At 33.2% G+C, this 25856-nt stretch carries 24 protein-coding genes and 1 tRNA gene; 2 read left to right on the forward strand and 23 right to left on the reverse strand.

Going from position 1 to position 25856, the window contains the following annotated elements; translation table 11 throughout:
- Positions 1 to 245: 245 nt before the first annotated feature.
- The 18 genes from KA909_RS07125 to bshC all read right to left on the reverse strand — a co-directional run bounded on the left by KA909_RS07125 (position 246) and on the right by bshC (position 21737).
- A complete protein-coding gene (locus KA909_RS07125) occupies positions 246 to 1751 on the reverse strand; it encodes an NmrA family NAD(P)-binding protein (protein WP_210130073.1) in 1506 nt (501 codons plus the stop codon).
- A gap of 205 nt (positions 1752 to 1956) precedes the next feature.
- Positions 1957 to 4707 carry an isoleucine--tRNA ligase gene (gene ileS, locus KA909_RS07130; protein ID WP_075108619.1) on the reverse strand — a complete coding sequence of 917 codons (2751 nt, stop codon included), beginning with the start codon at positions 4705 to 4707 and terminating at the stop codon, positions 1957 to 1959.
- 228 nt (positions 4708 to 4935) lie between these two features.
- Positions 4936 to 5634 (reverse strand): DivIVA domain-containing protein, encoded by a 699-nt coding sequence (locus KA909_RS07135; protein WP_193839451.1) that lies wholly within the window; start codon positions 5632 to 5634, stop codon positions 4936 to 4938.
- 42 nt (positions 5635 to 5676) lie between these two features.
- Entirely contained in the window at positions 5677 to 6474 is a 798-nt protein-coding gene (locus tag KA909_RS07140; RefSeq protein WP_193839906.1) for a YlmH family RNA-binding protein, read from the reverse strand.
- 65 nt (positions 6475 to 6539) lie between these two features.
- Positions 6540 to 6830 carry a YggT family protein gene (locus KA909_RS07145; protein ID WP_193839452.1) on the reverse strand — a complete coding sequence of 97 codons (291 nt, stop codon included), beginning with the start codon at positions 6828 to 6830 and terminating at the stop codon, positions 6540 to 6542.
- A gap of 11 nt (positions 6831 to 6841) precedes the next feature.
- The gene (locus KA909_RS07150; RefSeq protein ID WP_193839453.1) at positions 6842 to 7435 is read right to left on the reverse strand and encodes a cell division protein SepF; all 594 of its coding nucleotides are present in this window, start codon (positions 7433 to 7435) and stop codon (positions 6842 to 6844) included.
- An 11-nt stretch (positions 7436 to 7446) separates the two neighbouring features.
- Positions 7447 to 8115 carry a YggS family pyridoxal phosphate-dependent enzyme gene (locus KA909_RS07155; protein WP_193839454.1) on the reverse strand — a complete coding sequence of 223 codons (669 nt, stop codon included), beginning with the start codon at positions 8113 to 8115 and terminating at the stop codon, positions 7447 to 7449.
- 97 nt (positions 8116 to 8212) lie between these two features.
- Positions 8213 to 9004, reverse strand: a complete 792-nt coding sequence (pgeF, locus tag KA909_RS07160; protein ID WP_210130074.1) for a peptidoglycan editing factor PgeF — start codon at positions 9002 to 9004, stop codon at positions 8213 to 8215.
- 229 nt (positions 9005 to 9233) lie between these two features.
- Complete coding sequence (gene ftsZ, locus KA909_RS07165) at positions 9234 to 10415, reverse strand: cell division protein FtsZ (RefSeq protein ID WP_107629863.1); 1182 nt, start codon at positions 10413 to 10415, stop codon at positions 9234 to 9236.
- A gap of 29 nt (positions 10416 to 10444) precedes the next feature.
- Positions 10445 to 11881: a cell division protein FtsA gene (gene ftsA / locus KA909_RS07170; protein ID WP_193839456.1), complete on the reverse strand. Its 1437-nt coding sequence runs from the start codon at positions 11879 to 11881 to the stop codon at positions 10445 to 10447.
- Between the two features lie 103 nt (positions 11882 to 11984).
- Positions 11985 to 13310, reverse strand: coding sequence for an FtsQ-type POTRA domain-containing protein (locus KA909_RS07175; RefSeq protein ID WP_193839457.1), 1326 nt, complete (start codon positions 13308 to 13310; stop codon positions 11985 to 11987).
- Positions 13311 to 13325: 15 nt separating this feature from the next.
- A complete protein-coding gene (gene murD / locus KA909_RS07180) occupies positions 13326 to 14675 on the reverse strand; it encodes a UDP-N-acetylmuramoyl-L-alanine--D-glutamate ligase (protein WP_053029188.1) in 1350 nt (449 codons plus the stop codon).
- Between the two features lies 1 nt (position 14676).
- Positions 14677 to 15642, reverse strand: a complete 966-nt coding sequence (gene mraY, locus KA909_RS07185; RefSeq protein WP_053029187.1) for a phospho-N-acetylmuramoyl-pentapeptide-transferase — start codon at positions 15640 to 15642, stop codon at positions 14677 to 14679.
- A gap of 243 nt (positions 15643 to 15885) precedes the next feature.
- Positions 15886 to 18204 (reverse strand): penicillin-binding protein, encoded by a 2319-nt coding sequence (locus KA909_RS07190; protein WP_210130075.1) that lies wholly within the window; start codon positions 18202 to 18204, stop codon positions 15886 to 15888.
- The gene (gene ftsL / locus KA909_RS07195; protein WP_053029185.1) at positions 18185 to 18586 is read right to left on the reverse strand and encodes a cell division protein FtsL; all 402 of its coding nucleotides are present in this window, start codon (positions 18584 to 18586) and stop codon (positions 18185 to 18187) included. Before ftsL ends, KA909_RS07190 begins: the two co-directional genes overlap by 20 nt.
- Before the next feature lie 13 nt (positions 18587 to 18599).
- On the reverse strand, positions 18600 to 19535 hold the full coding sequence (rsmH, locus tag KA909_RS07200; RefSeq protein ID WP_075108608.1) for a 16S rRNA (cytosine(1402)-N(4))-methyltransferase RsmH: 936 nt from the start codon (positions 19533 to 19535) through the stop codon (positions 18600 to 18602).
- Between the two features lie 14 nt (positions 19536 to 19549).
- Complete coding sequence (gene mraZ / locus KA909_RS07205) at positions 19550 to 19981, reverse strand: division/cell wall cluster transcriptional repressor MraZ (RefSeq protein ID WP_053029183.1); 432 nt, start codon at positions 19979 to 19981, stop codon at positions 19550 to 19552.
- A gap of 142 nt (positions 19982 to 20123) precedes the next feature.
- On the reverse strand, positions 20124 to 21737 hold the full coding sequence (gene bshC, locus KA909_RS07210; protein ID WP_210125252.1) for a bacillithiol biosynthesis cysteine-adding enzyme BshC: 1614 nt from the start codon (positions 21735 to 21737) through the stop codon (positions 20124 to 20126).
- Between the two features lie 189 nt (positions 21738 to 21926).
- Here bshC and KA909_RS07215 point away from each other — a divergent pair, with 189 nt between their 5' ends.
- Positions 21927 to 22370 carry an N-acetyltransferase gene (locus tag KA909_RS07215; protein ID WP_053029181.1) on the forward strand — a complete coding sequence of 148 codons (444 nt, stop codon included), beginning with the start codon at positions 21927 to 21929 and terminating at the stop codon, positions 22368 to 22370.
- Between the two features lie 212 nt (positions 22371 to 22582).
- Here the strand turns inward: KA909_RS07215 and KA909_RS07220 are convergent, their stop codons facing one another.
- The 4 genes from KA909_RS07220 to KA909_RS07235 all read right to left on the reverse strand — a co-directional run bounded on the left by KA909_RS07220 (position 22583) and on the right by KA909_RS07235 (position 23921).
- The gene (locus tag KA909_RS07220) at positions 22583 to 23284 is read right to left on the reverse strand and encodes a YjjG family noncanonical pyrimidine nucleotidase (protein WP_210130076.1); all 702 of its coding nucleotides are present in this window, start codon (positions 23282 to 23284) and stop codon (positions 22583 to 22585) included.
- 109 nt (positions 23285 to 23393) lie between these two features.
- Entirely contained in the window at positions 23394 to 23528 is a 135-nt protein-coding gene (locus tag KA909_RS07225; protein ID WP_075108605.1) for a beta-class phenol-soluble modulin, read from the reverse strand.
- 64 nt (positions 23529 to 23592) lie between these two features.
- Positions 23593 to 23727: a beta-class phenol-soluble modulin gene (locus KA909_RS07230; protein ID WP_070855432.1), complete on the reverse strand. Its 135-nt coding sequence runs from the start codon at positions 23725 to 23727 to the stop codon at positions 23593 to 23595.
- A gap of 59 nt (positions 23728 to 23786) precedes the next feature.
- Positions 23787 to 23921, reverse strand: a complete 135-nt coding sequence (locus KA909_RS07235) for a phenol-soluble modulin PSM-beta-3 (RefSeq protein WP_011276028.1) — start codon at positions 23919 to 23921, stop codon at positions 23787 to 23789.
- Between the two features lie 683 nt (positions 23922 to 24604).
- Between KA909_RS07235 and KA909_RS07240 the strand changes: the two genes are divergently transcribed.
- Positions 24605 to 24678, forward strand: a tRNA-Arg gene (locus tag KA909_RS07240).
- Positions 24679 to 25131: 453 nt separating this feature from the next.
- Here KA909_RS07240 and KA909_RS07245 read toward each other — a convergent pair.
- A complete protein-coding gene (locus KA909_RS07245; protein WP_210130077.1) occupies positions 25132 to 25665 on the reverse strand; it encodes a hypothetical protein in 534 nt (177 codons plus the stop codon).
- Positions 25666 to 25856: the final 191 nt, after the last annotated feature.

Here is a 25856-nt window from a genome sequence, read left to right on the forward strand (position 1 = left end):
AATTTTATCAGTCTTTGTATGTATATTGCAATTTATGTTTTTTTAGTTCGCTCTTATAAATACCGACTTCAAAATAAAGTATTTACATTTTACTTAGTTTCCTTTTTTAAAATATACGCTAATATATAATAAAGACAATTTCTATATTATTTTAATAGAAATTGTCTTTTTCAACTATATATACACTATAACTCGGACGTTCTTTTAAAACAAATTAACGTATGCATTATATCAATATGGATGATTTATGCTTTAATCAGATGATATATTTTTGATCCTAGATAAGCACCCACAATCGCACCTGTAGTCATCGCTACAGTACTGAATAGCTGATTATTGTATGATGATGCTTGTTTATCTTCTTCAGCACGTTTATTCATATGATTTACAAATAATTCCATAACTGTTTTATGAATATTAGCTTGTGTATATTTATAAACTACCCAAGGCAATGTCGGCTCATATTCTTGTAACGCAACGATTGCTTCATTCGTATCTAAAATACGTCTAAATTCAAATCGAGCATTGCCACCATTATTGGATAATGCTAAATTGCCACCTACGATTTTGTAAACAATCATATCCTCAGAAGAATCTTCCATATCACGTTCCATTTTTAAGATAAATTGATTCGTAAACGGCAGTGTAATATCAAATTTATTTTCATTTATAGTGCCATTGATTAAATGTAACGTAATATTGTTAATAAACGTTGCATATGTTTTAGCCACATCTTCCATTGAATAATTGGCCGGAATACTAAAACGTGATATTGCTCTTACATCTTTGATGCTTTCTTTTTTACTTTCACTTGATGATTTTTTGTTTTTATTTTGTTTTTGATTCATTTTATTTTCTTCATTTAGCGCTTGTTCTAAACTTTCTTCATATGACATCTTACCAATAGATATATCAGGATGTGTGCGTTCTGGTTGTGGAATCATATCATGAACTAAACTATTCATAAGTGGGTAAACCATCTCTTTAGGCACCTGTGAAATAAGTTGTACCCAATATCGACTAACCCAAATAGGGATAATTGGTAAGTCAACGATTGGTAAACGTTTATTTAACACTACTGCCGTGCGTTGTATTAATTCCTTATAATTCATAATTTCTGGACCTGTAATATCAAAAGCCTCATTATGTTGTGGTGTACGTTTGACTAATAGTGCGAGTTTATCAATAACATCGTTGATTGAAACGGGCGCAATCATATGATATGCCCAACTAGGTAAGACCATTCCGGGTAAACGTTCAACTAAACGTTTTAAAATCGGGTAAGAACTTCCCTTTGCCCCAATAATTAAACCTGCTCGCAATGTGCTAACCGGTATGCCATAAGAGCCAAGAATTTTCTCACATTCTAAACGACTACGTAAATGCGCCGACAGCTTGTCTTCATTGGGAATTAAACCACTCATAAAAACAATATGTTTTACGCCTTGTTTTTTAGCAGCTCTCGCAAAATTATCCGCTAATAAGGCATCCATATCTTCAAAATTTGCTTGCGTCAATTTAGCATTAGGCATCATAGAATGAACAAGGTAAATTGCAGTATCTACCCCTTCCATAACCTTTGTGATTTCATCTAAATCAAATAAATCAGCAGCTTTCCAAGTGACATTCTGTTCATTTTCTTTATTTTTAGTGTTTCTTGAAATTGCTATAATTTCGTAATTCTCTTTTAATTGCGCTTTCAAGTGTCCACCAATATAGCCAGATGCACCTGTTAATAAAATTTTACTCATCGTTCCACCTCTGTTTATTAAAAATTCGTTCTGTCATTTATCTATGAATATATCTTTCTAAATAACCTTAAATCAAAAAGCGAAACATTGTGTATTATTATTCTTTTTATGTATAAATTATATTGCGAATATTAAAAAGGAGCAGGACAATGAAATAAATTTTAGAAAAATTATTTCTGTCCAGCTCCTTTTTGCTCACATACTATTAAACTAACGTTTTAACTACTTGTTGGCATCGTGGGCATAAGTGTTCTAATTCACCTACTGCGCCTAATGCTTCAGTGTAGTTCCAACATCTTTCACATTTTTCGCCTTCAGCGTGGTCAATTCTGATATCACCATGTTGGTAAGTCTCTGCATTGTCCACAGCATCTGTAACTTCAACTTGTGAAACTATGAATAATTGTTGTAAATCTTCAAATTGTTGTAAGAACGCTGCAGCTTTAAAGTTGTCGTTATTACCAATAACAACTTTTGCTTCGAGTGATTTACCGATTACTTTATTGTTACGTGCTACTTCTAATGCTCGGTTAACATCATCACGTAATGCCATTAATTGATTCCATTTATCAAGTAATGCTTGATCAACTTCAACTACTTTAGGCATATCAGCTAAATGAACACTTTCTTCTTTCACATGTGGTGTGTGTGTCCAAACTTCTTCAGCTGTGTGGACTAAAATAGGTGCTAATAATTTCGTCATATCAACTAAGATTTGGTATAACACTGTTTGCATACTGCGACGTTTATGCGCATTTTTCTCTTCGATATAAAGGATATCTTTACCATAATCTAAATAGAAGTTACTTAATTCAACATTAATAAAGTTTTGAACTTCTTGATAAATGTTTAAATAATCAAAGTTATCATAATGGTTAATTGTGCTTGCAGTGAATTCACGTAAACGGTTTAATAAGTAACGGTCTACTTCTAATAATTCAGATTCAGGAATTGCATCTGTTTCCGGATTGAAATCGTTAATGTTACCTAACATGAATCTTAATGTATTTCTAATTTTACGATAAACATCAGATGTTTGTTTTAAGATTTCATCAGAAATACGAACGTCAGCTAAGTAATCCGTACTACTAACCCATAATCGTGCGATATCAGCACCCTTTTGTTTTACAACTTGGTCTGGAACAATAACATTACCAAGTGATTTACTCATTTTCTTACCTTCACCGTCCATTACAAAGCCGTGAGATAATAAGAATTTATATGGTGCTTGTCCTCTTGTTGCCACAGCAGTAGTAATTGAAGAGTTAAACCAACCACGATATTGGTCACTACCTTCAAAGTATAAATCTGCAGGGAAACTTAATTCTGGACGATTTTCTAATACACCACGATGTGATGAACCTGAGTCAAACCAAACATCCATGATATCCATTTCTTTTGTAAACGTACCATTTGGACTACCAGGATGTGTAAATCCTTCAGGTAATAAGTCTTTCGCTTCTTTTTCAAACCAAATATTTGAGCCATGTTCTTCAAATAAATCTGCTACATGGTTAACCGTTTCTTTAGTCATGATAATATCGCCGTTTTCAGCATAAAATACTGGTAATGGTACACCCCATACACGTTGACGAGAAATAACCCATTCTCCGCGATCACGAATCATATTATAGATACGTGTTTTACCCCAATCTACTTTGAAGTCTGTGTCTTCAATTGCATCTAAGATATCTTGTCTTACCTTATTGATTGAAGCAAACCATTGTGGTGTTGCACGGAAAATAACTGGTTTCTTAGTACGCCAATCATGAGGGTAACTATGTGTAATAAAGTTAAGTTTTAATAAAGCATTTTTTTCAGTTAATAAATCAGTAACTGCTTTGTTAGCTTTATCGTAAAACATACCTTCAAATTGTCCGCCTTCTTCAGTGAACACACCTTTATCATTTAAAGGACTAATTACTGGTAAATCATATTTTTGTCCAACGATATAGTCATCTTCCCCGTGACCAGGAGCGGTATGAACACAACCTGTACCTGCATCAGTTGTAACATGGTTACCGTTAATTACAAGTGATACACGATCTAAGAATGGGTGTTGGGCTTCAACGTACTCTAATTCTTTACCTGTAAATTCTTTTTCTAATTGAATTGCTTCTTTATCCCATTCTAATGCTTCTGCTACATTTTCAGATAAAGCTTGTGCAATGATATATTTCTTACCATTCACGTTATATTGACCATATTTAAGTTCAGGGTGAACAGTAATCGCAACGTTTGATGGAATAGTCCATGGTGTAGTTGTCCAAATAATAAATTGTGCATCTTCATCTACAATACCTTTTGAATCTTTTACATCAAACGCAACATAAATTGATGCTGAACGTTTATCATGGTATTCAATTTCCGCTTCAGCTAAAGATGATTCACTTGAAGGTGACCAATAAACAGGTTTTTTACCTTTATAAATTAATCCTTTATCAGCCATTTCACCGAACAAACGAATTTGTGCCGCTTCATATTCTGGTTTCAAAGTGATGTATGGATCATTGAAGTCACCACGCACACCAAGACGTTTAAAGTCTTTCTTTTGTAATTCAATTTGTTCTAAAGCAAATTCTTTGCATTTTTCTCTAAATTCGGCAATTGACATTTTTTTACGATCAACGCCTTTTTTAGTTAAAGCTTGTTCAATTGGTAAACCGTGCGTATCCCAACCCGGAACGTATGGTGCATAAAATCCTTGCATCGTTTTATAGCGGACGATGATATCTTTAATGATTTTATTTAATGCATGTCCCATGTGTAGATTACCATTCGCATACGGTGGACCATCATGTAGGATATAAGATTGGTTACCTTTATTTTTTTCTAGTGCTTTTTGGTATTGGTTGTTAGCTTCCCATTGTTCTTGGATTTGAGGTTCTTTATTTGGCAATCCACCACGCATTGGGAAGTCAGTCTTTGGCATTAATAAAGTATCTTTATAGTTCATAATTGTTTTCACTCCTTAAATGTAAAAAAGAACTCTAAGTTCAATTAAAAAGGGACGGAATGACCGCGGTACCACCCTTGTTAACTCAACTTAGAGTTCTCTCATATATATCGTATTACTTTGTCTAAGTCAGTGATATAAGAGATAGACTTTTATTAGGCTTTCACCGACCCTAATTCGCTGTAAAAAGTTGATTATCTCCTACGTGTCTGTCTTATTTGATAACATTTATTTATTTGTATTTGATGTTGATTCACTTTGACTCACACTTGCCTCTGAAGCAACAGGTTCACTTGTACTAGTAGCGTCGCTTGTACTTAGTGAATCGGTTGATTGGCTATCACTTTCGCTCGTAACCGCACTTTCAGATTGCTGAGCCTGAGCTTTAAGTTGTTCCTCAGGTGTAATATCTTGACTATTTAAATGTTGAAAATTTTCTTGCGTAACTTGTTCTGCATCGATATCGTAGTTGAGTAAATAATCCCAATCGTCATTTTTTAATAAATCTAATTGAGCTTCCACTAACATACGGAAACGAGATCTAAAGATTTTAGATTGACGTTTCATATCTTCCGTTTGGAATGATAAATGACGCGCTTTCTCAATAGCATCATTTACGATTAAGTCTGCTTGTGCCTGCGCTTTACTAATCACAGCTTCCGCTTCTTTATTTGCTGCTTGTTTTGTTTCTTCGCCAGCTTGTTGTGCTTGAACAAGTGCATCGCTAACTGATTGATGTACTTGTTGATAAGATTTAATATTAGTATCTCTCTCTTCAATTACTTTTTCAAGTTGTTTTTTTTCATCTTTTAATCGTTCAATTTCATGACTTAATTGATTTAAATAATCACTTACTTCAGCTGGTTCAAGACCATTTTTCACTTTTGTAAATTCTTTATTTTTTATTTCACTAGGTGTAAAAGGCATCCTACATCCTCCTTAAATCAATTTTAAATTGACTTCTATTTATTACTTAAACAATGTTCGATAATTAATGTGTATTTTGTCTTTTTTAGTTCTACCACCTATATCAGTGATTTGGGCCCTTCCAAATCCTTGAATAGATAATAAATCATTGGTTTGTATTTGAAAATCTGGTGAATCAATAATCGTATGATTCACTTTGACACGTTTCTTTTCAATTAATTGTTTCGCAATTGATCTAGATTTATGAATCATTTCTTTTACGACGACATCTAATCTCAATGCGCTTACAGTACTTCCTTGAATTTTCCAATTCTCTACTGATTGTATCATATCTTTAAATGGAATAGAATTAAGTTTAACTGTAGCACCTTTAATCTTTGTTAATTCCAACATAATATATGATTCTAGTTGCTTTGTCAAAACAAATTGAATATGTTCTCCTACAATGATATCTCCGACTTGTTCTCTTTCAATTCCTAATGACATGAGTGTGCCTAACACATGCTGGTGTTGAAGATGAACAAACTTTTCAGGGTAATTAATCTGAATTAATACTTCTTCAAAATCGTCTTCCTCTGGATCAAAATAACTTGGTGCTATCATTCCTCTTCTTCTTTCAGCGTGATTTCCACCAAAAAATGTCACATGCATATCTTCATAACTGCCTGTGATAACTTCAAGAATATATTGCCCTCTCGGATCAAGAAAGTTTGTCAAAATAGGTGCATACTGCTGTTCGACCTGATCACACTTATCTATTAATTGATCAATTAGCACTTGCTCTTCATCTCTAAAATGTTGATAAATATCGATTACTGTTACACCTCTCTTATATCTAATTCAAATGATAAAAGAGGTTGAAACAAACATTTGTATTGTCTCAGCCTCTTCAACTTCATTAATTATTACACTAAATAAATAAGTATCATATTAAAAATACTTCTTAACCCAGCTTGGAATAATACAAGTACAAACAAAGCTACAAGTGAAGAAATGTCAATCATTCCAATTGGTGGGATAATCTTTCTAAATGGTTCTAAAAATGGTTCATATAATTTACCTAGTATTTGGCCTAATTTAGATTCTCTAACACTTGGTACCCAAGATGTAAAGAAATATATAATCATTCCAAAATAATATATTTGTACTAGAAATATTATAAAATCAAAAATAGTAGCTAATAAACCTACATCCATATAATGTCTCCTTATTCGTAGTGCTGCGTTTCCATTTGTTCAATGTGGTCTGTGATACTTCCCGCAACTTCCACGTTATCAGGTGTACAAAGGAATATGTCAGTACCTACACGTTGAATATCCCCACCAATCGCATAAACTGTACCACTTAAGAAATCAATAATACGTTTAGCTGAAATTTTGTCAATGCGTTGTAAATTAACTAATGTAGCGCGACGGTTTTTTAATTCATCTGCGATATCTTGCGTATCAGAAAATACACGTGGCTCGAATAAGCACATTTTTGAACTTTCGTTGCCACTATAGCTTTGCGACGATTGATTCATCGTCACAACATTTTTACTGTTTGACTTTGATGGTGGTTGATTCATACGCACATTCCTTTCTTCTGAGTTATAATTTCTTGATGCTTTCTTTTGCGGTACGCTCTTTAATTTACTTTGATTGCTATATGAACGTTCAGATTGTTGTGGTTGATTCTGCTGAACATGGTTTGTTTCTGTTTCTTCATTCTGAACTACACGACGTTGTCGCTCTTCAGGGCTTTCTACTTCCTCTTCATCATCCATTAGAAAAAAATTATTAAATAAATCTTTAATAGCCACGGGGCTCACTCCTATTCTCCAACAAGTTTAGTCCCTATTCTTATAAATGAAGCACCTTCTTCTACAGCAATTGCATAGTCATTACTCATTCCCATAGATAAATCATCACATGGTGCATAATCTAATTTAAGGTTTTTAATTTCATCTCGTTTTAATCGTAATTGTTTAAATAACTGACGAATATAAGCTGTATCATCTGTATAGGGTGCCATAGTCATTAATCCGACAATTTTAATGTTATCATATTGTTTCATTTGTTCTATGAAGTGATTAACTTCATTCAAAGCAATACCATGTTTAGATTCTTCACCTGAGACATTAACTTGTACGAAGCAGGCAATCTCATGATCAGCTCGTTTATTAATTTCCTTAGCTAGACTAAGTCGATCTAATGCATGCAGGTAATCAATGTCGTTAATTACTTCTTTTACTTTTCTAGATTGTAAAGAACCTATAAAATGCATCGTAACATCGTCAGGTAACGCAGATTTCTTCTCTAAAAAGCCTTCTAATCTGTTTTCACCAAAATGTCTTAGCCCAGCATCATAAGCTTCTTTAGCACGGTCTATTGTAACATATTTTGTCACTGCAATCACGTTTGGCAAGGAACTTGCTTCACTATTTTCAAAGTGTGCTTGAATTTCACTTTCAATATTTTTTAAATTATCTTTTACGTCCATATTCTACCCAACCTCTTTAACATTTGTTAAGTACAATGATTATTAATATTTGTTTTCACATACCTATTGTATTTCGACAATCATTACTTTAAATAGCTTATTTTTGTCCTATAAATGCCAACATTCTTCCTGTTTGGCCCTTTTCAATACGATATGAAAAGAAAAGAGACAAATCTTCTGATGTAGCATAATCAGTAATATATATATTGTCCATTGGCACACCATAATGATGAAGTAATAATGCATTAGCACGTTTTAAGTCAATGCCATGTCGATTTTCTCCACGTGTCTCAATATATGACTCTACATTAATTGGTAACGTTTCAAACTTCGATTTAATATCATCATTAATTTCATACGTCGTTGATGTCGATGGTCCTATCACTATATTTAAATCTTTTAAATCAAAATCAATTTGTTTTAACATTTCATTAACGATTTGGCCATAAGTACCTCGCCATCCTGCATGTGCTAAACCTATATAGTGGTGTTTCTCACTGTAAAAGTAAACGGGTACACAGTCTGCATAACACATAGTTAATAACGTATCAGATTCATATGTATACATCCCGTCGATACCATATAGTTCATCTGTTAAACTATTAATGTTAGTCCCACGATGACTTTGTGTAATCTCAATCACACGATTTTCATGTGTTTGAATCGGGAATACCCAATGCGCGCTTTCAAATCCAATTGCATCCGCCAATATTTCTTGATGTTTCGTAATATTTTCAGGTTCATCATCCACATATCTGGCCATATTAAATGACGCTTCAGGATATAGGCTATAGCCACCCTCTCTTGTAGTGAATCCCAAATTTACACGCATCAAGTCTTTAGATTCATAATTTAAGTAATGGGGATACTTCACAAACTTCTCTGACACGAAATCAAACCACCTTAATTTTATGTTTTATATTTATCGATTTAAAAAGCCTTACTCTAAAATTGAATATAATTATATTATATAACAATCTTCACTTTACTTGAAAGTAAATAAAAAGGGAGCGAACATGAATCCACAAGTGAATTCGTCGTTCTACTCCCTTTTAGGAATGATTAAGACGATAAAAACACTTAATCATACAACGAAATATAGTCTAAACTTATTTGAATTAACGTCTAGTTCTTCTAGAACGTCTTTCTTCTCTATTTCTGATAAAGCTAGGAATGTCGTCATCTTTAGTAGTATGACTTCTTTCAGATACGCTTTCAGAAGAACGCGTGCTTGATGAACTTTGAGAGAATGATTCTTCTCTAGGTGTACTTGCTTGAGATGAAGTACCTGAAGTTGCACTTGTTCCGAAACCTGTGCTTGAAGCTTTACGTCCTTGTGAAGTTGGTTTGTCTTCAAAACCTGTTGCAATTACAGTAACTACGATTTCATCTTGTAATTCAGGATTGATAACTGTACCAAAGATCATATTCACATCTTCATCTGCTGCATCTTGTACGATGTCAGCTGCTTCTTGCGCTTCGAATAATGAAAGTGATTCTCCACCAGTGATGTTCATTAACACACCTTGAGCACCAACGATTGAAGTTTCAAGTAATGGTGATGAAATAGCTTTTTTAGCTGCTTCAACTGCTCTATTTTCACCAGAAGATACACCAATACCCATTAATGCTGAACCTTGGTTAGACATGATTGTCTTAACGTCAGCAAAGTCTAAGTTTACTTCACCTGATACAGCAATTAAGTCAGAGATACCTTGAACACCTTGGCGTAATACATTATCTGCTTCTTTAAATGCTTCCATCATAGGTGTTGATTTGTCAACGATGTCTAATAAACGGTCGTTAGGGATAACGATTAATGTATCTACAGCTGCTTTCATAGCTTCAACACCAGCAGCTGCTTGTGTTGAACGTTTACGTCCTTCAAATCCGAATGGACGCGTTACAACACCTACAGTTAATGCTCCCATTTCTTTAGCAATCTTAGCTACTACTGGTGCAGCACCTGTACCAGTACCGCCACCCATACCAGCAGTTACGAATACCATATCTGCGCCTTGGATAGCATCTTCAATTTGTTCACGAGATTCTTCAGCTGCTTTTTTACCAATTTCTGGGTTAGCACCTGCACCAAGTCCACGTGTTAATTTCTCACCAATTTGGATTTTAGATTCTGCTTTAGATAAGTTTAAAGCTTGTCCATCTGTGTTAATTGCAATAAATTCTACATTATTCATACCATGGTCGATCATACGGTTAACAGCGTTATTACCGCCACCACCTACACCGATGACTTTTAATGTCGCTAAATGATTAAATCCTTGTTCAAATTCTAACATTTATATTTCCTCCTAGTCTTAATGGCCCATCATTCAAATAGAGATTTCATAAGTTTTTTAAATTTACCCTCTTCTTTTTGAGGTTTTTCTTGATCATCATCATAATGTTCTGTCGTATCGTGATGAGTTTCATGGCTTTCATACTTATCATCGTCGCCTACTTTTTCTGTTCTTTCATGTGGTTCGTTGTAGTCTTCTTCATAAGTATCTTCATTTTTATTTGACTTACGTTTAAACCAGTCAAATCCACCAGATTTAGAAGTATGCTCTTTTTCGTTATCTTCAATAACTTCTTCTTCAAATTCATCATTATCTTGATAACTCATTGTAACATAATCTAGCAGCTCATCAAAAGTGATGCTACTAGATATAGTAGAAATCGCTGATGTGAATTCTGGTTTTCTGATACCCATTTGTGATGGTGTATGAATTCTGATTTTTTCATTTACCATCGTATTGAGTAATTCTTTAACACCTAATAAATTTGAAGAACCACCTGTTACAATGAAACCGCCGTTTACTCGTGTTAAACCTAAGTCGACTAATACATCAAATACCTCATCAAAGATATCTTGCATTGTTCTCTCAATTACTGCACTTAAGTCTTTTTGAGTATATTCTACTAATTCATCACTATCTACTTGGTCAACGCTGAATACATCTTGTTCTGATGCTGAATTAGCAAAAGCATGACCATACTGATGTTTAATCTTTTCAGCTGTTTCATATGTAGTATTTAATTCTTCAGCAATATCATCAGTAATATCGCGACCTGCTAATTCAATTGAATCAGCATCTACTAATTCGCCACGTTCATAAAAGGCTATTTGTGTTAAATCTTCACCAATATCAATAACACACGCGCCTAATTCTTTTTCAGTGGCAGTAAGAATTGAACCATAGTTATATGCATCTGAATAAACATCTAAAACGTCTACGCCACATGATTCTACACATTTAATCATGTTGATTAAAATAGATTTGTGAATTGCAATAACCCCAGCTTCAACTCTCAATGAGTGTCTAGCAATTAATTCTTTAGGGTCTGATACTTCGTTATCCCCATCTACTATAAAACGAATCGGGAAAACATCAATGACATCAGTATCCGCTACATCATTTTTTTGACGAATACCTTCTAGCACTTCTTCAATATGTGTGCCGTTTATTTCAGTATCTTCATAAAAATCAATTTCATTTGCTTCATCATATACTTCTGTACCTATGATAGGTAATTTTAAGAAAACTTCTTTAATGTCTACACCTGATGCGATAGAAGCTTTTTTAATTGTATCTTTAACTGCTTGTTTAGCAATGTCGAAATCATCAATTAATCCGTTCTTAATACCGCTAGTGTAGGTTTGTCCTGTACCTATCACATTGATACCATTGTGAAATTTCTCGCCTACTATTGTTTTTACACTTGATGAACCAATATCTATGCTTACATAGTAATGTTCCTCCATAGATAGGCACCTCCTGACAAATTACTATTAAAATACACTATGTTTAGTTTACAATACGTCGAAAGGCTTGTGAACTATAAACACATATTAATATCGAAATTTTTTAATTATTTGAATCTGATTGTTCGTTAATTTTATTTAATGCACTTTGTAACTCATCTTTTGCATCTGTTTCTTGTTGTGATTTTTGACGAACATTTTGATCAGATTTAGAATCTCCGCTACTATTTTCATTATACGGGATAAATGATGCACCTACAGATAAATCTATATATCCTTGTGTTTTTAGATTTCCTGAATCATCTTTCGCTAAAGATTGTGACATTTGAGGGTAATATTTAATTTTATTAGCAATTGTTTTGATATTACCTACCACTTGCATGTCATCTTGCATATATAAAAGAATTCGATTAGGACTGTTTTGTTTGGGTGCGTAACTCACCTCTGAAATCATATCTCTCACTTCTGGAGACATCTTAGACAACGCTTTAATCATGTTATCTTTTTCTTTACCTTTAAATCCATCTATAATTGGACCGCTACCGGCAATATTACCATCAAAGTTTTTCAATTCTTCGTTGCCTTCAATGATTGGCACATATTTATTTTTCTCTTTGACAACACCCACAACTTGATTTTCAGTTATTTGTACTTTCAATGTATTAGGTAATTGTTTTTTAATTTTAACGTCTTTGATTAAATCGTTTTTCTTCAGATTTTGAATCCCTTTACGTTTACTATACGTATACATCCTTGAATTGTCTTTAACATCTAAAGCTTTTTCAACTTGACTATCAGTTACGTTGTTATTTCCACTAATTTTAATATTTGAAATTCTACTTAGTGGTGTAAACATATAAAGTAAAAATAAGATAATTAACAGTATTAAAACGGTTAGGATAATATACTGAACTCTTTTTTGACGTTTCCTTCGCTGAATTCTTAGTTGTTCTTTTCTTTCTTGAGGTGATAAATGATCGAATCGAGCATCCTTTTCACGCTTTCGTCTCTTACGATTATCGTTAAATTCTTTCAACCTATCTTTGACAGTAAATTTGTGCGTAGGTTCTTCTGACTGAGTAGAAAGCGTATGCCTTTTCTCTGGTTTTTCACTATCATGACTATGATTATTCTCGGCTTTTTTCTCTATGCTTTTATGCGATGGATCACTAGATGTATTTTGTTCTAATGATTCAGAATCCTTGATTTGGCTTTCCGTTTTCTGTGTGTCTGCTGAATTGTTCTCATTTTCTCGATTTGATTCATCAGTTTGCTTTTTTATTTTATACAATTGATCATCATCAGTGGGTAAGTCATTATTATTTACATGATTTGAAAGGTGGTCTTCATTATTTAGTTCTCGATTTCTCTTTTCGATAAGACTTTGAATCGAGCTCACCTTATTATTTTTACGTCGTTTATCTTTCACTTGATTTCACAACCTTTAATAAGATGGTAAGTGGGCACGGAAGCTCTCTATAAATCTTTCTCCACGTTCTTCAAATGTATTATATTGATCCCAACTTGCACAAGCTGGAGATAATAAGACAACATCATTCGGTTCAACTACATCTTGTACTTTTTTCACTGCATCTTCAATATCTGTAGCTTTGACGACGATTTTGCCTTGACTATTGCCAAGTTTAGCAAATTTTTCTTGCGTTTGACCAAAAACAACCATAACACGAACATTTTTCATATAAGGGATTAATTCATCAAATTCATTCCCACGATCTAAACCACCACATAACCATACTATAGGTTGTTTAAAGGAATTTAATGCAAACTGTGTTGCTAATGTATTCGTAGCTTTAGAATCGTTATAATATTTATTCGTGCGATTGGCGCCAATATATTGCAATCTATGATCTATGCCGGAGAATGTCGTTAAACTATCAACGATGGCCTTTATTGGGACACCAGCTAGAATAGAGGCCAATACCGCAGCTAGAATATTCTCTAAATTGTGCTCACCTGGTAGAACTAAATCATCTATATTTATGATTCTTATGCCCTTATAGATAATAAAGCCATCTTTAATGTAAATACCGTCAACTTCCTGATGTGTAGAGAAATACAGTGTCTTAGCTTTTAAATTCTCTGACTCAATTAATTGTCTTTGATGATAATTACATATTAAATAATCATCTTCGGTTTGATTTTTATAAATTTGTTTCTTAGCATTTTGATAATTTTCAAGCGTTTCGTGATAATCAAGATGCGCTGAATATATGTTTGTAATAATTGCAATATGCGGACGATATTGCTCTACACCTAATAATTGAAAAGATGACAATTCAGTTATAAGAAATTCATCTGGCGACGTTTCTTGTGCTACTTTAGATGCCACATAACCTATATTTCCAGATAAACGACCAGTCAATCTACTTTTCTTGAACATATCTCCTATTAAAGAAGTGGTAGTTGTTTTACCATTGGTACCAGTAACTGCAATAATAGGTGCTTCAGATATTAAATAGCTTAATTCGACCTCAGTTAAAATCTTTAAATGACGTTGATAAGCCTCTTTAATAATAGAAACGGTGTATGGGATACCAGGGTTTTTGACAATAATAGGATTATTATCAAGTAACGATAAAGGATGACCACCATCAACAATTTTAACACCTAATGCTTCTAAATCTTTGGCATGTGGATCTTGAGATAAATCTTTGCCATCATTGACTGTTACATTTGCACCTAGTTTAATTAGTAACTTAGCTGCTTCATATCCGCTTTTTGCTAATCCTACCACAAGGACATCTTTATTTTCTAATCCTTTATAATCGAGCATGCTAATGCACTCCTATCCATAATCCGATTAATCCTGAAATTAAACCAACTGTCCAAAATACTGTTACAACTTTCCATTCTCCCCAACCACTTAATTCAAAGTGATGGTGGATTGGGCTCATCTTAAAGATACGTTTTTTTGTAAGTTTGTAAGAAGCAACTTGTAACATAACTGAAGCTGTTTCGATTACAAATACTAATCCAACTAGTAATAATGATAATTCTTGATTTAACATAATTGAGATTGTAGCAAAAATACCACCTAAGGCTAAACTACCTGTATCACCCATAAATACTTTTGCAGGATTAAGGTTATATGGTAGAAAACCTAATAAAGCAAAAATCATTATGATACAAAATGCACCAATTGCTGGTGAATCTAAAACAAAGCTCATAATGGCATACATTGTAAAACCAATGATTGATAGTCCTGTTGCTAAGCCATCTAAACCATCTGTTAAATTCACAGCATTTGAGAATCCAACTTGCCAAAATACGATAAAAATAACGTAAGCAAATGATAATGGAATGCTAATATTTGTAAAAGGTATATTTAGATCAGTTGAAAACGCTATAAGATGAAATACGTCACTAAGTACAAAGAATACTATTGCAATAGCGATTTGTGCTAAAAATTTCTGTTTGCTTGTTAAACCTTGATTGTTCTTCTTAACTACGATGATGTAATCATCGATAAAGCCAATCAAACCAAAACCAATGGTTACAAATAATAATAATATGATTGGATTTGAATTATCTACAAAGAAAATTGCAATAATTGACGTAATGATAATACTAATTAAAAAAGTCAAGCCACCCATTGTAGGTGTTCCTGTCTTCTTCATATGACTTTGCGGACCTTCTTCACGAATACTTTGTCCAAATTTCATTCGCTTAAGTGTTGGGATTAATATTGGTACTAAAATAAAAGTAATTAGTAGTGCGATAAACGCGAGTATAAAAAGCATAATGGTCTCCTTTATATATTTAATTTTTAAACGTTGTACTCTGAGTTAACTTCGTTATAATATCTTATTTATTTTATCAATATTTGTAAGTGAATTCATTTAAATATGAGTACAGTATTGAATGAAACACTTTGATGATGCGTAATTTATAAAAACATCAGTGTTCATCCAATACCTGTACCTCATCATCTACCTTTTCAAGACAATGTCTGATTACTTACTAGCGTTGTGCGTCGTACTGGACTACTCGTCTTGGCCAGATGAACGAGATGAATCTTCTTTGTTGTCTTCCCCACTAGTGTCAGAAGACGAATTTGATTTGTCTTTATCTGACGAATCATCACTTGATTGTTCTTTATTAGAAGCATCATTTGATGTTGAATCATTAGCACTAGCATTTGTCGACGTGTCATCAGGGTCTTCAGTAGATAATTCAATTTCAACTTTACTATTATCTTTTAATGTTGTTCCACTCGTAACCGATTGTTTTGTGACGTAACCACTACCTTTTGTTGTAACGTTAATGCCGGTTAATTCTTGGAAGGCAAGTACATCATCTTTTGTCCAACCCTTCATATTTGGCATTGTGATATCGCCATCGGTTAATAAAAGCACTTTACTATTAGGCAATAGTTTTTTGTTTGGTTTAATCGATTGCGATTTAACATTATCTCCATTACCAATAACTACTGCTTGTAAATCTTCAGATTGCAGACTTTCTTTCGCTTTATCTGTAGACTGTCCTGATACATTCGGAACTTTTGAATATTGTGCTGATTTTGTTTCATCAGTTTTAGAACCTACATTTAAATATTTAAGTGTATTTTCCATGATTGGTTTAAATGCTTTACTTACACCCATTTCATAGGCTTCTTGGTCGTTTTTCTGAGCTAAACTCATTCCAGCATAAACGATAACCTTAGGATTTTTCTTAGGTGCGTCGCCTATGAAACTTACAAAGTAAGGGTTCTCACCTTTAACATAACCGCCACCATTTTCATCTGCTACTTGGGCGGTACCAGTTTTACCTTCAATATCATAGCCGTCTACTCTATAGTTCATCGCATGACTTTTCTTACTATTAACTACTTTATCTAGTTCAGTTTCTACTTTACTTGCAGTTGAAGCAGTGATGGGTTTGCCCGCAAATTCTTTTTTGCCTTGATAGAATGTTTTCTTAGAAACTGGATTGTTAATACTTTCAACAAACCAAGGTTTCAACATATTGCCATCATTAAAGAAAGCAGATTGTGCCTGAATCATTTGTACTGGCGTTACAGTTGTAGATTGTCCAAATGATGATGTTTTTTGTTGTAATTCATTTGACCAGGCAATATGGCCTTCAGCTTCACCATCAAATAGGCCGCCTGTTTTTTTACCAAAGCCAAATCGTTCATACCAAGATTTCATTTTGTCAGCACCTACAAGGTCTTGTAAATGCATCATCAATGTATTTGAAGAGTAAGTGAATCCAAGAGACATTGGGATTTCTCCCCAACCAGTTCTATTCCAGTCAGAAATTCGAGACCCCATAATATCACGGTGTCCAGACTCATATTTCTTATCAGGATCAAACTTACCTTCTTGTATAGCTGCTGCTAAACCGAATGATTTAAATGTTGAACCAGGTTCATACGTATTTTGATATAAGTCGTTTGCCCATTTTTTTCCAAAGTTTTCGCCAGTTTCTGGGTTAAACGTAGGTCGTTGACTAAAAGCTAAGATCTCACCCGTTTGTGCATCCATCACAACAGCAAATAAATCTTTTGGTTGATATCGCTTAACCATATCATCCAGTGCTTCCTCTACGAACACTTGAATATTAGAGTCAATCGTTAAATGAACATCGTCGCCACGTTTAGGTGATTTTTCATTTTTAGTATTTGGAGCTATATATCCCCAAATATCTTGAATATACGACAACGCACCTTTAGTACCACTTAAATAACTGTCAAAGATTTTTTCTACACCAAGTGCACCTTTTAATTCGCCTGTATCCGGATTTTTCTGAGCCATCCCAATTAAATGAGACGCGAAATTACCATTTGGATAAAATCGTTCAGTTTCTGGATATAATGTGATGCCAGGTAAATCCATTTTTTCGAGTTTTTGCTTATCTTGATACGTTAAATTGGTTCCTTTTTGCCCAAATTCTACTTGGAATGCTTTTTTCTGATTAAGCCTTTTTTCAATTTCTTCAGGTTTCATATCTATAATTTTAGATAATGCTTTAGCAGTTTTTTTCTTATCTTCAACATAGCGTGGTTTATCACCACTTTTACCTGCACTTTTATCGACAACAGCCACAACTTTGTATCTTTCTACATCTTCTGCGAGAATTTTACCGTTTCTATCGTAGATCTTACCTCGTTCCGCCTGTTCATTGGTTTGAACAAGATACTTTTCATTTGCCCGCATAACTAAATCTTGTCCATCTGAATGACCTGTAATCATTATGTACGCATATCTTAAAACCAATATAAAAAAGAGCAGTCCGAATATACCAACAAGGAGGACTGCTCCTAATTTATTTTTTCTAATTTTAATTTTTCGCTTCGCCATTTGTACGCACTACCTTTACATTGTCGTTATTTAGGCTCATACCTTGTGCTTTAGCCTTGTCGTAAATGCGTTGGTAAGAAGAACTTTTCTTTATTTCAGATTGAATCGCGCTATTTTCACTTGATTGTTGTTCAATTTTAGAATCTAAATCTGCAATTTTTCCATTAGTATCATACGCATCCATTTTTAAAGATAGCATATAGATAGCAATAACTGCAATTGCAGTAACAAGTGTTATGTATAAGTATTTCTCAAACCTTGTGAGTTGAACTACAACCTTTTTTGTGACAGTTCGTGTTTGTGGTTTGGGTTGAGGTTGTTGTTTCGGTATACTATTGTGCTGGACGTCTTCATATGGTTCATATATTTCTTCTACAGCCATCGTCAATTACTCCTTATTTTAAAATTTCTGCAACACGTAATTTTGCACTGCGCGCTCTGTTATTTTCATCCAAATCTGTGTCAGTTGCCGTTATTGGTTTACGATTTACTCTTTTAAGTTTAGGTGTGTAAGCTTCAGGAATAATTGGTAACCCTCGTGGCACTTCAGGACCCTTTTCATACTCTTGGAACATTTGCTTACATAATCTGTCTTCTAAAGAGTGGAAAGTGATTACTGAAATTCTGCCTCCAACTTTCACAAGCTCAATCGCTTGTTCAATTGAATCCTCGAATGCAGATAACTCATCATTGACTGCTATACGTATAGCTTGAAATACACGTTTTGCAGGATGACCACCTTTTCTTCGAGCTTTAGCAGGAATGCCTTCTTTGATGATGTCAACTAGCTCTAATGTAGTTTCGATAGGCTGATGTTCACGATGTGCTTCGATTCGTCTCGCTATTTGTTTAGAAAATTTTTCTTCTCCATAACGATAAAAAATCTTAACAAGCGCTTCATATGGCCATTGATTGACTACTTCATATGCGCTAAGTTGCTGCGTTTGATCCATTCTCATATCCAGTTTGGCATCATGATGATAACTAAATCCTCGCTCTGGAACATCTAATTGTGGACTCGAAACGCCTAAGTCATAATAAATTCCGTCTACCTTTTCAATGTTCAAATTTTTCAAAATGTCAGTCAATTCTCTAAAATTACTATGTACGAACGTGACTTTGTGTAGATGATCTTTCAATACTTCTTTAGCATTATCTAATGCTGTTGTGTCTTGATCAATCGCAATTAATCTACCGTCATCGTTTAATTGATTTAATAAATAGAGAGCATGACCCGCGCCACCAAGCGTACAGTCTACATAAATACCATCTTCCTTGATGTCTAGATAATCTATTGTTTCGTTGAGCATGACGCTAATATGATGAAACACGACTTATTCCTCCATTAAAAATCAAAATCTATTAAATCTTCAGCAATATCTTCGAAACTTTCCTCAGATTCATCATAAAAATCTTTCCAAATTTCTCTGTCCCAAATTTCAATTCGATTTGAGACGCCTATTACTGTACATTCTTTTGTTAAATTAGCGTATTTCCTTAAATTTTGAGGAATATTAATACGCCCTTGCTTATCCAATTCCACTTCAATCGCACCTGAGAAGAACATACGCATAAACTTACGTGCGTCTTTTTTTGTCATAGGTAAGGTTTTCATTTTGTCTTCTATTTGTTGCCATTCTTCAAGTGTGTAACCGAATAAACATTTATCAAGGCCTCGTGTGATAATAAAACGTTCGTTTAAGTCATATCTAAACTTAGATGGAATTATCATACGTCCTTTAGCATCAAGTTGATGCTCGTATTCTCCCATGAACATTATTATCACCTCACCTTATTTATAATTTACCACATATCCCCACTATCCTCCACTAATTCTGTAAAATATCTTAAAATTCTTTTTTCTATACAAAAAAACCCTATTTTATCATTTCGATAAAATAGGGCTAATGCCTGATTTATTAAGGTTTTACAATGATTTGATCAAATGTGTATTCAAGTGGTGGATAAGTGGAGGGACTGAACACATCAATCCCAAAATCATTCATAATTTGGAGTGGATTCCAAATTCTTTCTTGCAGTCCGTGGTGAGGATGTAATACGAAATCCAATTCTCTAAATTGTCTCATGCTAATATCATTTTCTCGTTCAATATTTAATAAATAGCGCTTAAGTAAATAATCAAATTGTTTATGATGAATGTCTCTATTTTTAGTAACTAAATTTAAATTGTCTTGATTTCCTTGAACTTCATTTAATAATTGCTCATATACATTGTCATGTTTAGCTTGCAATTCTTCTACTTGTTGAATGAAGGTGTTGGATGCTTTTTCTCGTACAAATTTATTTTTGTCATCATCAATACCAGTTTGAATTACTTTTTCAACATTCAAATTGTATTGCTTCAATAGCTTTTCTGTTCTCTCCATCATATAAGTGATTTTCATACGTGGTAAAACAATAGGCATTTCAACATCTAGTAATTGGAACACACCATTTAATTCTGCCCAATACTTAATCTCACTTGGGCCACCTATGAATGCTACAGTATTGAATAACCATTCTTCCATGACTGGTCTTGTGACAACGTTGTTTGAGAATCGCTCTGGCTCAGCTTCTATCAATTCCATGAGTTCCTTTTCTGAGAAAGTGCTCTCAGACTTACTTAATTTAAAATAGTCCCCATCTCTTGTAATTAATTGTCGCATCCCATCTTCATGAAGGAATAAATGAACATTCGTGTCAGTCTGAATCATTTGTGTTAACCCAGCCTCAATAGTTTGCTCTTGTGTTTGTCTAAATGCCTGATCAATTTTAGCGTGATGATTTACAATTTCTTTTAATAATGGTTTCTCCAGTTGTCTAAGGTTATTATTTTGTGCATCAATGAGTAACAAACCGTAATCTTTAAAGACTTCATGTAATAAAGCTTTAAAGATATCTGTCCATGTATCAAACGTATTAATAATATCCACACATAAGTTATATAAAGGTTTAGAATGCTTAGTTTCTTTTAATTCTTTGAAGAAAAGATTTAATGCATTGATTAGTGCTTCCTTATCAGGTGTATATCTTGAAACATTAGTTTCTGGTGGTGTCATTGTATGATATTTAACTTTCTTTACTTGTGCCTCATTGCCATTATATGCATACGTATGATTGACTTCATCAAAGTCATGATCTTCCCCGGCAATCCAAAATACTGGTACAACCGTTTCACCGTATGCTTTAGTTAGTTGATTACTTAACGTAACAATTGAAAGTATTTTATGGAACGTATATAAAGGTCCACCAAATAGACCGGCTTGTTGACCACCGATGACTACTTTTGCACCTTGTCCAAGCGCCTCTATGTGCTCTAGTTGAGAAGTCGTTAATTTTAAATCTGCCATTTCGTCTTTAATGATTTGTGCTAATTGTTGTTCTCTACCATTATTTGGACGTTCCATTCTCGCAGTGAAGCTAGATGATGCAACAGGATCATACTGATAAAACGCTAATAATCGCTTGTCACTTTCTTTTAATTTTGAAATAAATAAATCTTTTTCTTTAAACTGAGTTACTCGACAGTCCATATCCATACTCCTTCAACATAGCTATTACTCATATAGTATAAAGATTATAGCACTATATGACAATTTTACGGCTTAAAAAATTATAAATAGTATTGTAAAAGATGTCTTTGCTAAGGAAAATATAATTGAATGAAATTTACATATTATTTAAGTTATAATAAAACTAAAGAAATAAGGGGGATAACGAAAATGAGTGAAGTTAAACATCTTGAAATTAATTATAAAACAGACGAGTTATTTGAAGCTTTTAGAGCGTTTGGAAACAAAGATTTATACATGGTAGAAGAACTACAAGGTCAAATGATAGACGCTAGTTCCGATTCACCATTCTATGGCATTTTCCATGGTGAAAACCTTGTTGCGCGTATGGCGTTGTTAAAAAAAGGTGATGTTGAGGAAATTTATTTTCCAGAATTTGATGACTATTTACTATTATGGAAATTGGAAGTATTAGAGAAGTACCAAAATAAAGGATACGGCCAATCACTCATTGATTATGCCAAATCTTATAATATGCCTATCAAAGCGATTGCACGTCAAAATTCTAAAAACTTTTTAATCAATCAAGATTTTGAAGATGTTCATGCCAAAAACCCTGAAGGCCACGATGTACTTGTTTGGTCTCCTAAATAATCGTTTCATAGCGTGAACAAAAAAGTGATTCAAATCATTTCTATATAAAAACCAAGATTCAATTACTAGAAAAAAGCCAGTAAATGTGTTTTGACTTAATTCATTTACTGGCTTTAATTTTTGAAAAACTGAGAATTAATAGCTCACTAGCACAACTTGACATATGTGTGACGTTTCTGTTTGGAACCTGCTACGTTAAGCCCCGCACTCAGCTATGTTTCATTATCCATTTCAATTAATTTAACTAATTCGTCTAATGATTTAATTTCATAATCCGGCTCTATGTTAGAGGTGTTCTTCTTGTTTCTTATATTAAACCAGCATGTAGCGATATTAGCATTTTTGCCTCCTAATATATCTGAAGTTAACGAATCTCCTACGATAATGGCACTTTCGCGTTTCGCTTCACCAATTTCATCGAACACATAATCAAAAAATTCTATCATAGGCTTTTGATAGCCTGTCTCTTCTGAAATAAACACACCCGCAAATGTATCTATAAACTGTAATTGCGCAATACGTCTTTTTTGCGTATCAGTAACGCCATTCGTTACGATATACAGTTCATTATTTTGAGCTAAGCGATCTATGGTTTCTAAAGTTGAATCAAAGTGCTTAATAGGTGCCTTTGCTAATTCATCTCTAAACATAATATCCGCTTGTTTACCATCAACTTCTATACCATAATGATTAAAGTATTCAATAAAACGGTGGGATAGAACTTCTTCTTTAGTAAGTTTATTTTCTTGAAATGCCTCCCAATGTGCTTGATTAATTTGTTTAAAAAATTGAAAGTCTTCAGCTGTTGGATAATGTTGATAATGCTTTGCCATATTATGAAATGCTTTATCTTCAGCATCATAAAAATCAACTAAAGTATCATCGAAGTCTAATAGAATTGTATTATATTTCATCGTTTCATCCTTACTCATTATTTACTACTATGTATTTTAACAGAAATTGATCTATAAATTAAAAAAAGACCAGAGCGCTTGCCCTGGTCCATATGACTTAAAATTTATATTAGAAACCGAAGATTTTACCTAAAGCACTAATACCGTTTTCTACGATACCTACGATGTCAGTACCCATTTTACCCCAGTCTTTATCTTGACCTGATTGAATTGCTGATGCAATAGATTCTGCTAATTTTTGCATATTTATCTCTCCATTTCTGTTTGTATATTTATGATATTAACTAAGTTTTAAAAAAAGCGTTGAATTAGAAACCAAAGATTTTACTTAATTCTGTTACACCGTTAGAAATTACATCTAAAATGCTTGTACCTAATTTAGTCCAGTCTTGGTTTTGACCTGCTTCGATTGCGCTTTTAATTGCGTTTGCGATTTTTTCCATGATTATAATCTCCTTTGTACTGTTTATTTATATTTAGATGAAATGTTTAAGTCGAAATATTAGAATCCGAATAATTTACCTAAAATGCCAACACCGTTTTCTACGATACCTACAATGCTTGTACCTAATTTAGCCCAATCTTGGTTTTGGCCTGCTTGAACTGCATCTGAAATTGCTTGTACTAATTTTGACATTTAAATCGCTCCATTTCTTTTTAGCTAGAATATTTGAATCTTAATGCACTCGTTTGTTCGAAATACATTAAGCTATTTCTTAAAACTAAAAACGATGAATTGGTAAGTTTTTGTTTACCTATCGTTTTGATACTTATACTATATACCGATTTGTTGGTTTTGCGTTCTATCTTTCTTAACTCAAACATTAAACATCAAAACTGTAGGCATTTGATTTATTAGAATACACTTAGGCATTCATATATGTTGTACAAAATCAGACAATTCTGCAAACGTTTACAATACCTTTACATTCGCTTAAAATTAGATTATAAAAGCCTCGCTTAAACAGTTTATTTCATCAATTATAGTCCTTGCTAAGTTAATCTGTGTCTATTTTCATTCATAAAACAAAGCATAATCGTAAATAAACGCGTATTAATCAATGATCATACTAATTAAATGACATTACTTTATCAATACCATTCCTGTTCACGCATTTCATTGTACTACTATTGATAACTAACGTTGAAATTCAAAATCGGCAGATAGTATATAAAAGGTTTAACGTCTAATTTTGGTCAATTCGTTTCGTAAGAGTTACAAATGCGCATAATTAGTGAAAAATATAAACTTTTTTTATATCAAAGCTATTGATAAATAAGGTTTCTTTAGCTATAATTATTCTTGTGTTAAAAAATCATGTCCTGGTAGCTCAGCTGGATAGAGCAATGGCCTTCTAAGCCATCGGTCGGGGGTTCGAATCCCTCCCAGGACGTTATTAACTAAAAATTAAACACTTTTCGAAATTAAGAATCCCATAACGACGGGGTTCTTTTTATTTTGCCTATTAATAACACACCATATAATACAAATTTTTAGGGACTTTTTAGGGACCCGAGTCCCTCGCATAAAACCACGCTCATAAGAACGTGGTTTGTGTTTTTTTTGAAAATTATACATAAAAAATAACCGTACCTATTAAGATACGGTTACTAGACGTCTATCAAATGAGTGGTCAGTTACTTACTGCTAAACGCAAGCAAGGCCTCCACTAAATCAGAATGGCTACCGAGAATGATTAAATTATAACATAAAATAGCCATACCCCGAATAGAGATATGGCTAGATCAATACGTATTGGAACATTTTCAAATGAATTGTTCCTTAAGATCATTACGTTTTTAACTGGGGGTAAACCCCTTGTAAGTTAATTATAACATAATTAACTTTATTTTGTTCCGATTACTTCTTCTAATGTGAATATATCATATCTCATTTTAAGATATGATAATGCTTCCTCATATTTTTTGAAGAATATTCTATCTTCGACTTCCTCATTGCCCCAAATTGCACGTTCAACTTCATCTTTAAAGTAATCTTCTTCTATTTCAATTTCATCAGCATATTTAAATTCTATTTCGAATAATTCTTTGTCATTAACTTCTACTTTATTAATACTCTCAAAGCTAATAAAGTAACCGTTATTCTCATTATTAGTATTAATCATGCTGTAATTAGTATATAAACTTTCTACAAATTCTATTTCACTTTCAGGATCTACCTCAATTTGTTTTGCATTTGTATATAAGTCCCAATCATTTTTGAATTGCGCTAGTAATTCAGCGTTCTTTAGTGATATATTATCTAAATTACGTTTGCCACTTCTTAAATTACTAATAACACTTTCACCAATACCTGTTTTCTTTGCAATTCTATAACCTGTAACTTCGCTTTTTAATAATTCTTCGATTTGTTTTCTCATTGTAATAACCGCCTTTGTTTTAATTTACATACTTATAATAGTTTAAGTATTATATATTGTCAATACTTTTACTTAAATTTCTTTAAGTATTTTATAACAGGTATAAAAAAACAGGGGCAAGCACCGTTATGCTTATCCCTTTACGAACTAATAGTGAAATGTCATCTGAGTGTATTATATTAGCATGTATA

Origin of the sequence: Staphylococcus sp. GDX8P54P (assembly GCF_017893165.1) — a bacterium.
In the GTDB taxonomy this organism is placed as follows: Bacteria; Bacillota; Bacilli; order Staphylococcales; family Staphylococcaceae; genus Staphylococcus; species Staphylococcus borealis.

Coding starts and splice junctions, on each gene's coding strand:
- KA909_RS07125 (WP_210130073.1), bottom strand. CDS start 1,751: ATGAGTAAAATTTTATTAACAGGTGCATCTGGCTATATTGGTGGACAC.
- ileS (WP_075108619.1), bottom strand. CDS start 4,707: ATGAACTATAAAGATACTTTATTAATGCCAAAGACTGACTTCCCAATG.
- KA909_RS07135 (WP_193839451.1), bottom strand. CDS start 5,634: ATGCCTTTTACACCTAGTGAAATAAAAAATAAAGAATTTACAAAAGTG.
- KA909_RS07145 (WP_193839452.1), bottom strand. CDS start 6,830: ATGGATGTAGGTTTATTAGCTACTATTTTTGATTTTATAATATTTCTA.
- KA909_RS07155 (WP_193839454.1), bottom strand. CDS start 8,115: ATGGACGTAAAAGATAATTTAAAAAATATTGAAAGTGAAATTCAAGCA.
- ftsZ (WP_107629863.1), bottom strand. CDS start 10,415: ATGTTAGAATTTGAACAAGGATTTAATCATTTAGCGACATTAAAAGTC.
- ftsA (WP_193839456.1), bottom strand. CDS start 11,881: ATGGAGGAACATTACTATGTAAGCATAGATATTGGTTCATCAAGTGTA.
- murD (WP_053029188.1), bottom strand. CDS start 14,675: ATGCTCGATTATAAAGGATTAGAAAATAAAGATGTCCTTGTGGTAGGA.
- mraY (WP_053029187.1), bottom strand. CDS start 15,642: ATGCTTTTTATACTCGCGTTTATCGCACTACTAATTACTTTTATTTTA.
- KA909_RS07190 (WP_210130075.1), bottom strand. CDS start 18,204: ATGGCGAAGCGAAAAATTAAAATTAGAAAAAATAAATTAGGAGCAGTC.
- ftsL (WP_053029185.1), bottom strand. CDS start 18,586: ATGGCTGTAGAAGAAATATATGAACCATATGAAGACGTCCAGCACAAT.
- mraZ (WP_053029183.1), bottom strand. CDS start 19,981: ATGTTCATGGGAGAATACGAGCATCAACTTGATGCTAAAGGACGTATG.
- bshC (WP_210125252.1), bottom strand. CDS start 21,737: ATGGACTGTCGAGTAACTCAGTTTAAAGAAAAAGATTTATTTATTTCA.
- KA909_RS07215 (WP_053029181.1), top strand. CDS start 21,927: ATGAGTGAAGTTAAACATCTTGAAATTAATTATAAAACAGACGAGTTA.
- KA909_RS07220 (WP_210130076.1), bottom strand. CDS start 23,284: ATGAAATATAATACAATTCTATTAGACTTCGATGATACTTTAGTTGAT.
- KA909_RS07225 (WP_075108605.1), bottom strand. CDS start 23,528: ATGCAAAAATTAGCAGAATCTATTGCATCAGCAATTCAATCAGGTCAA.
- KA909_RS07230 (WP_070855432.1), bottom strand. CDS start 23,727: ATGGAAAAAATCGCAAACGCAATTAAAAGCGCAATCGAAGCAGGTCAA.
- KA909_RS07235 (WP_011276028.1), bottom strand. CDS start 23,921: ATGTCAAAATTAGTACAAGCAATTTCAGATGCAGTTCAAGCAGGCCAA.
- KA909_RS07245 (WP_210130077.1), bottom strand. CDS start 25,665: ATGAGAAAACAAATCGAAGAATTATTAAAAAGCGAAGTTACAGGTTAT.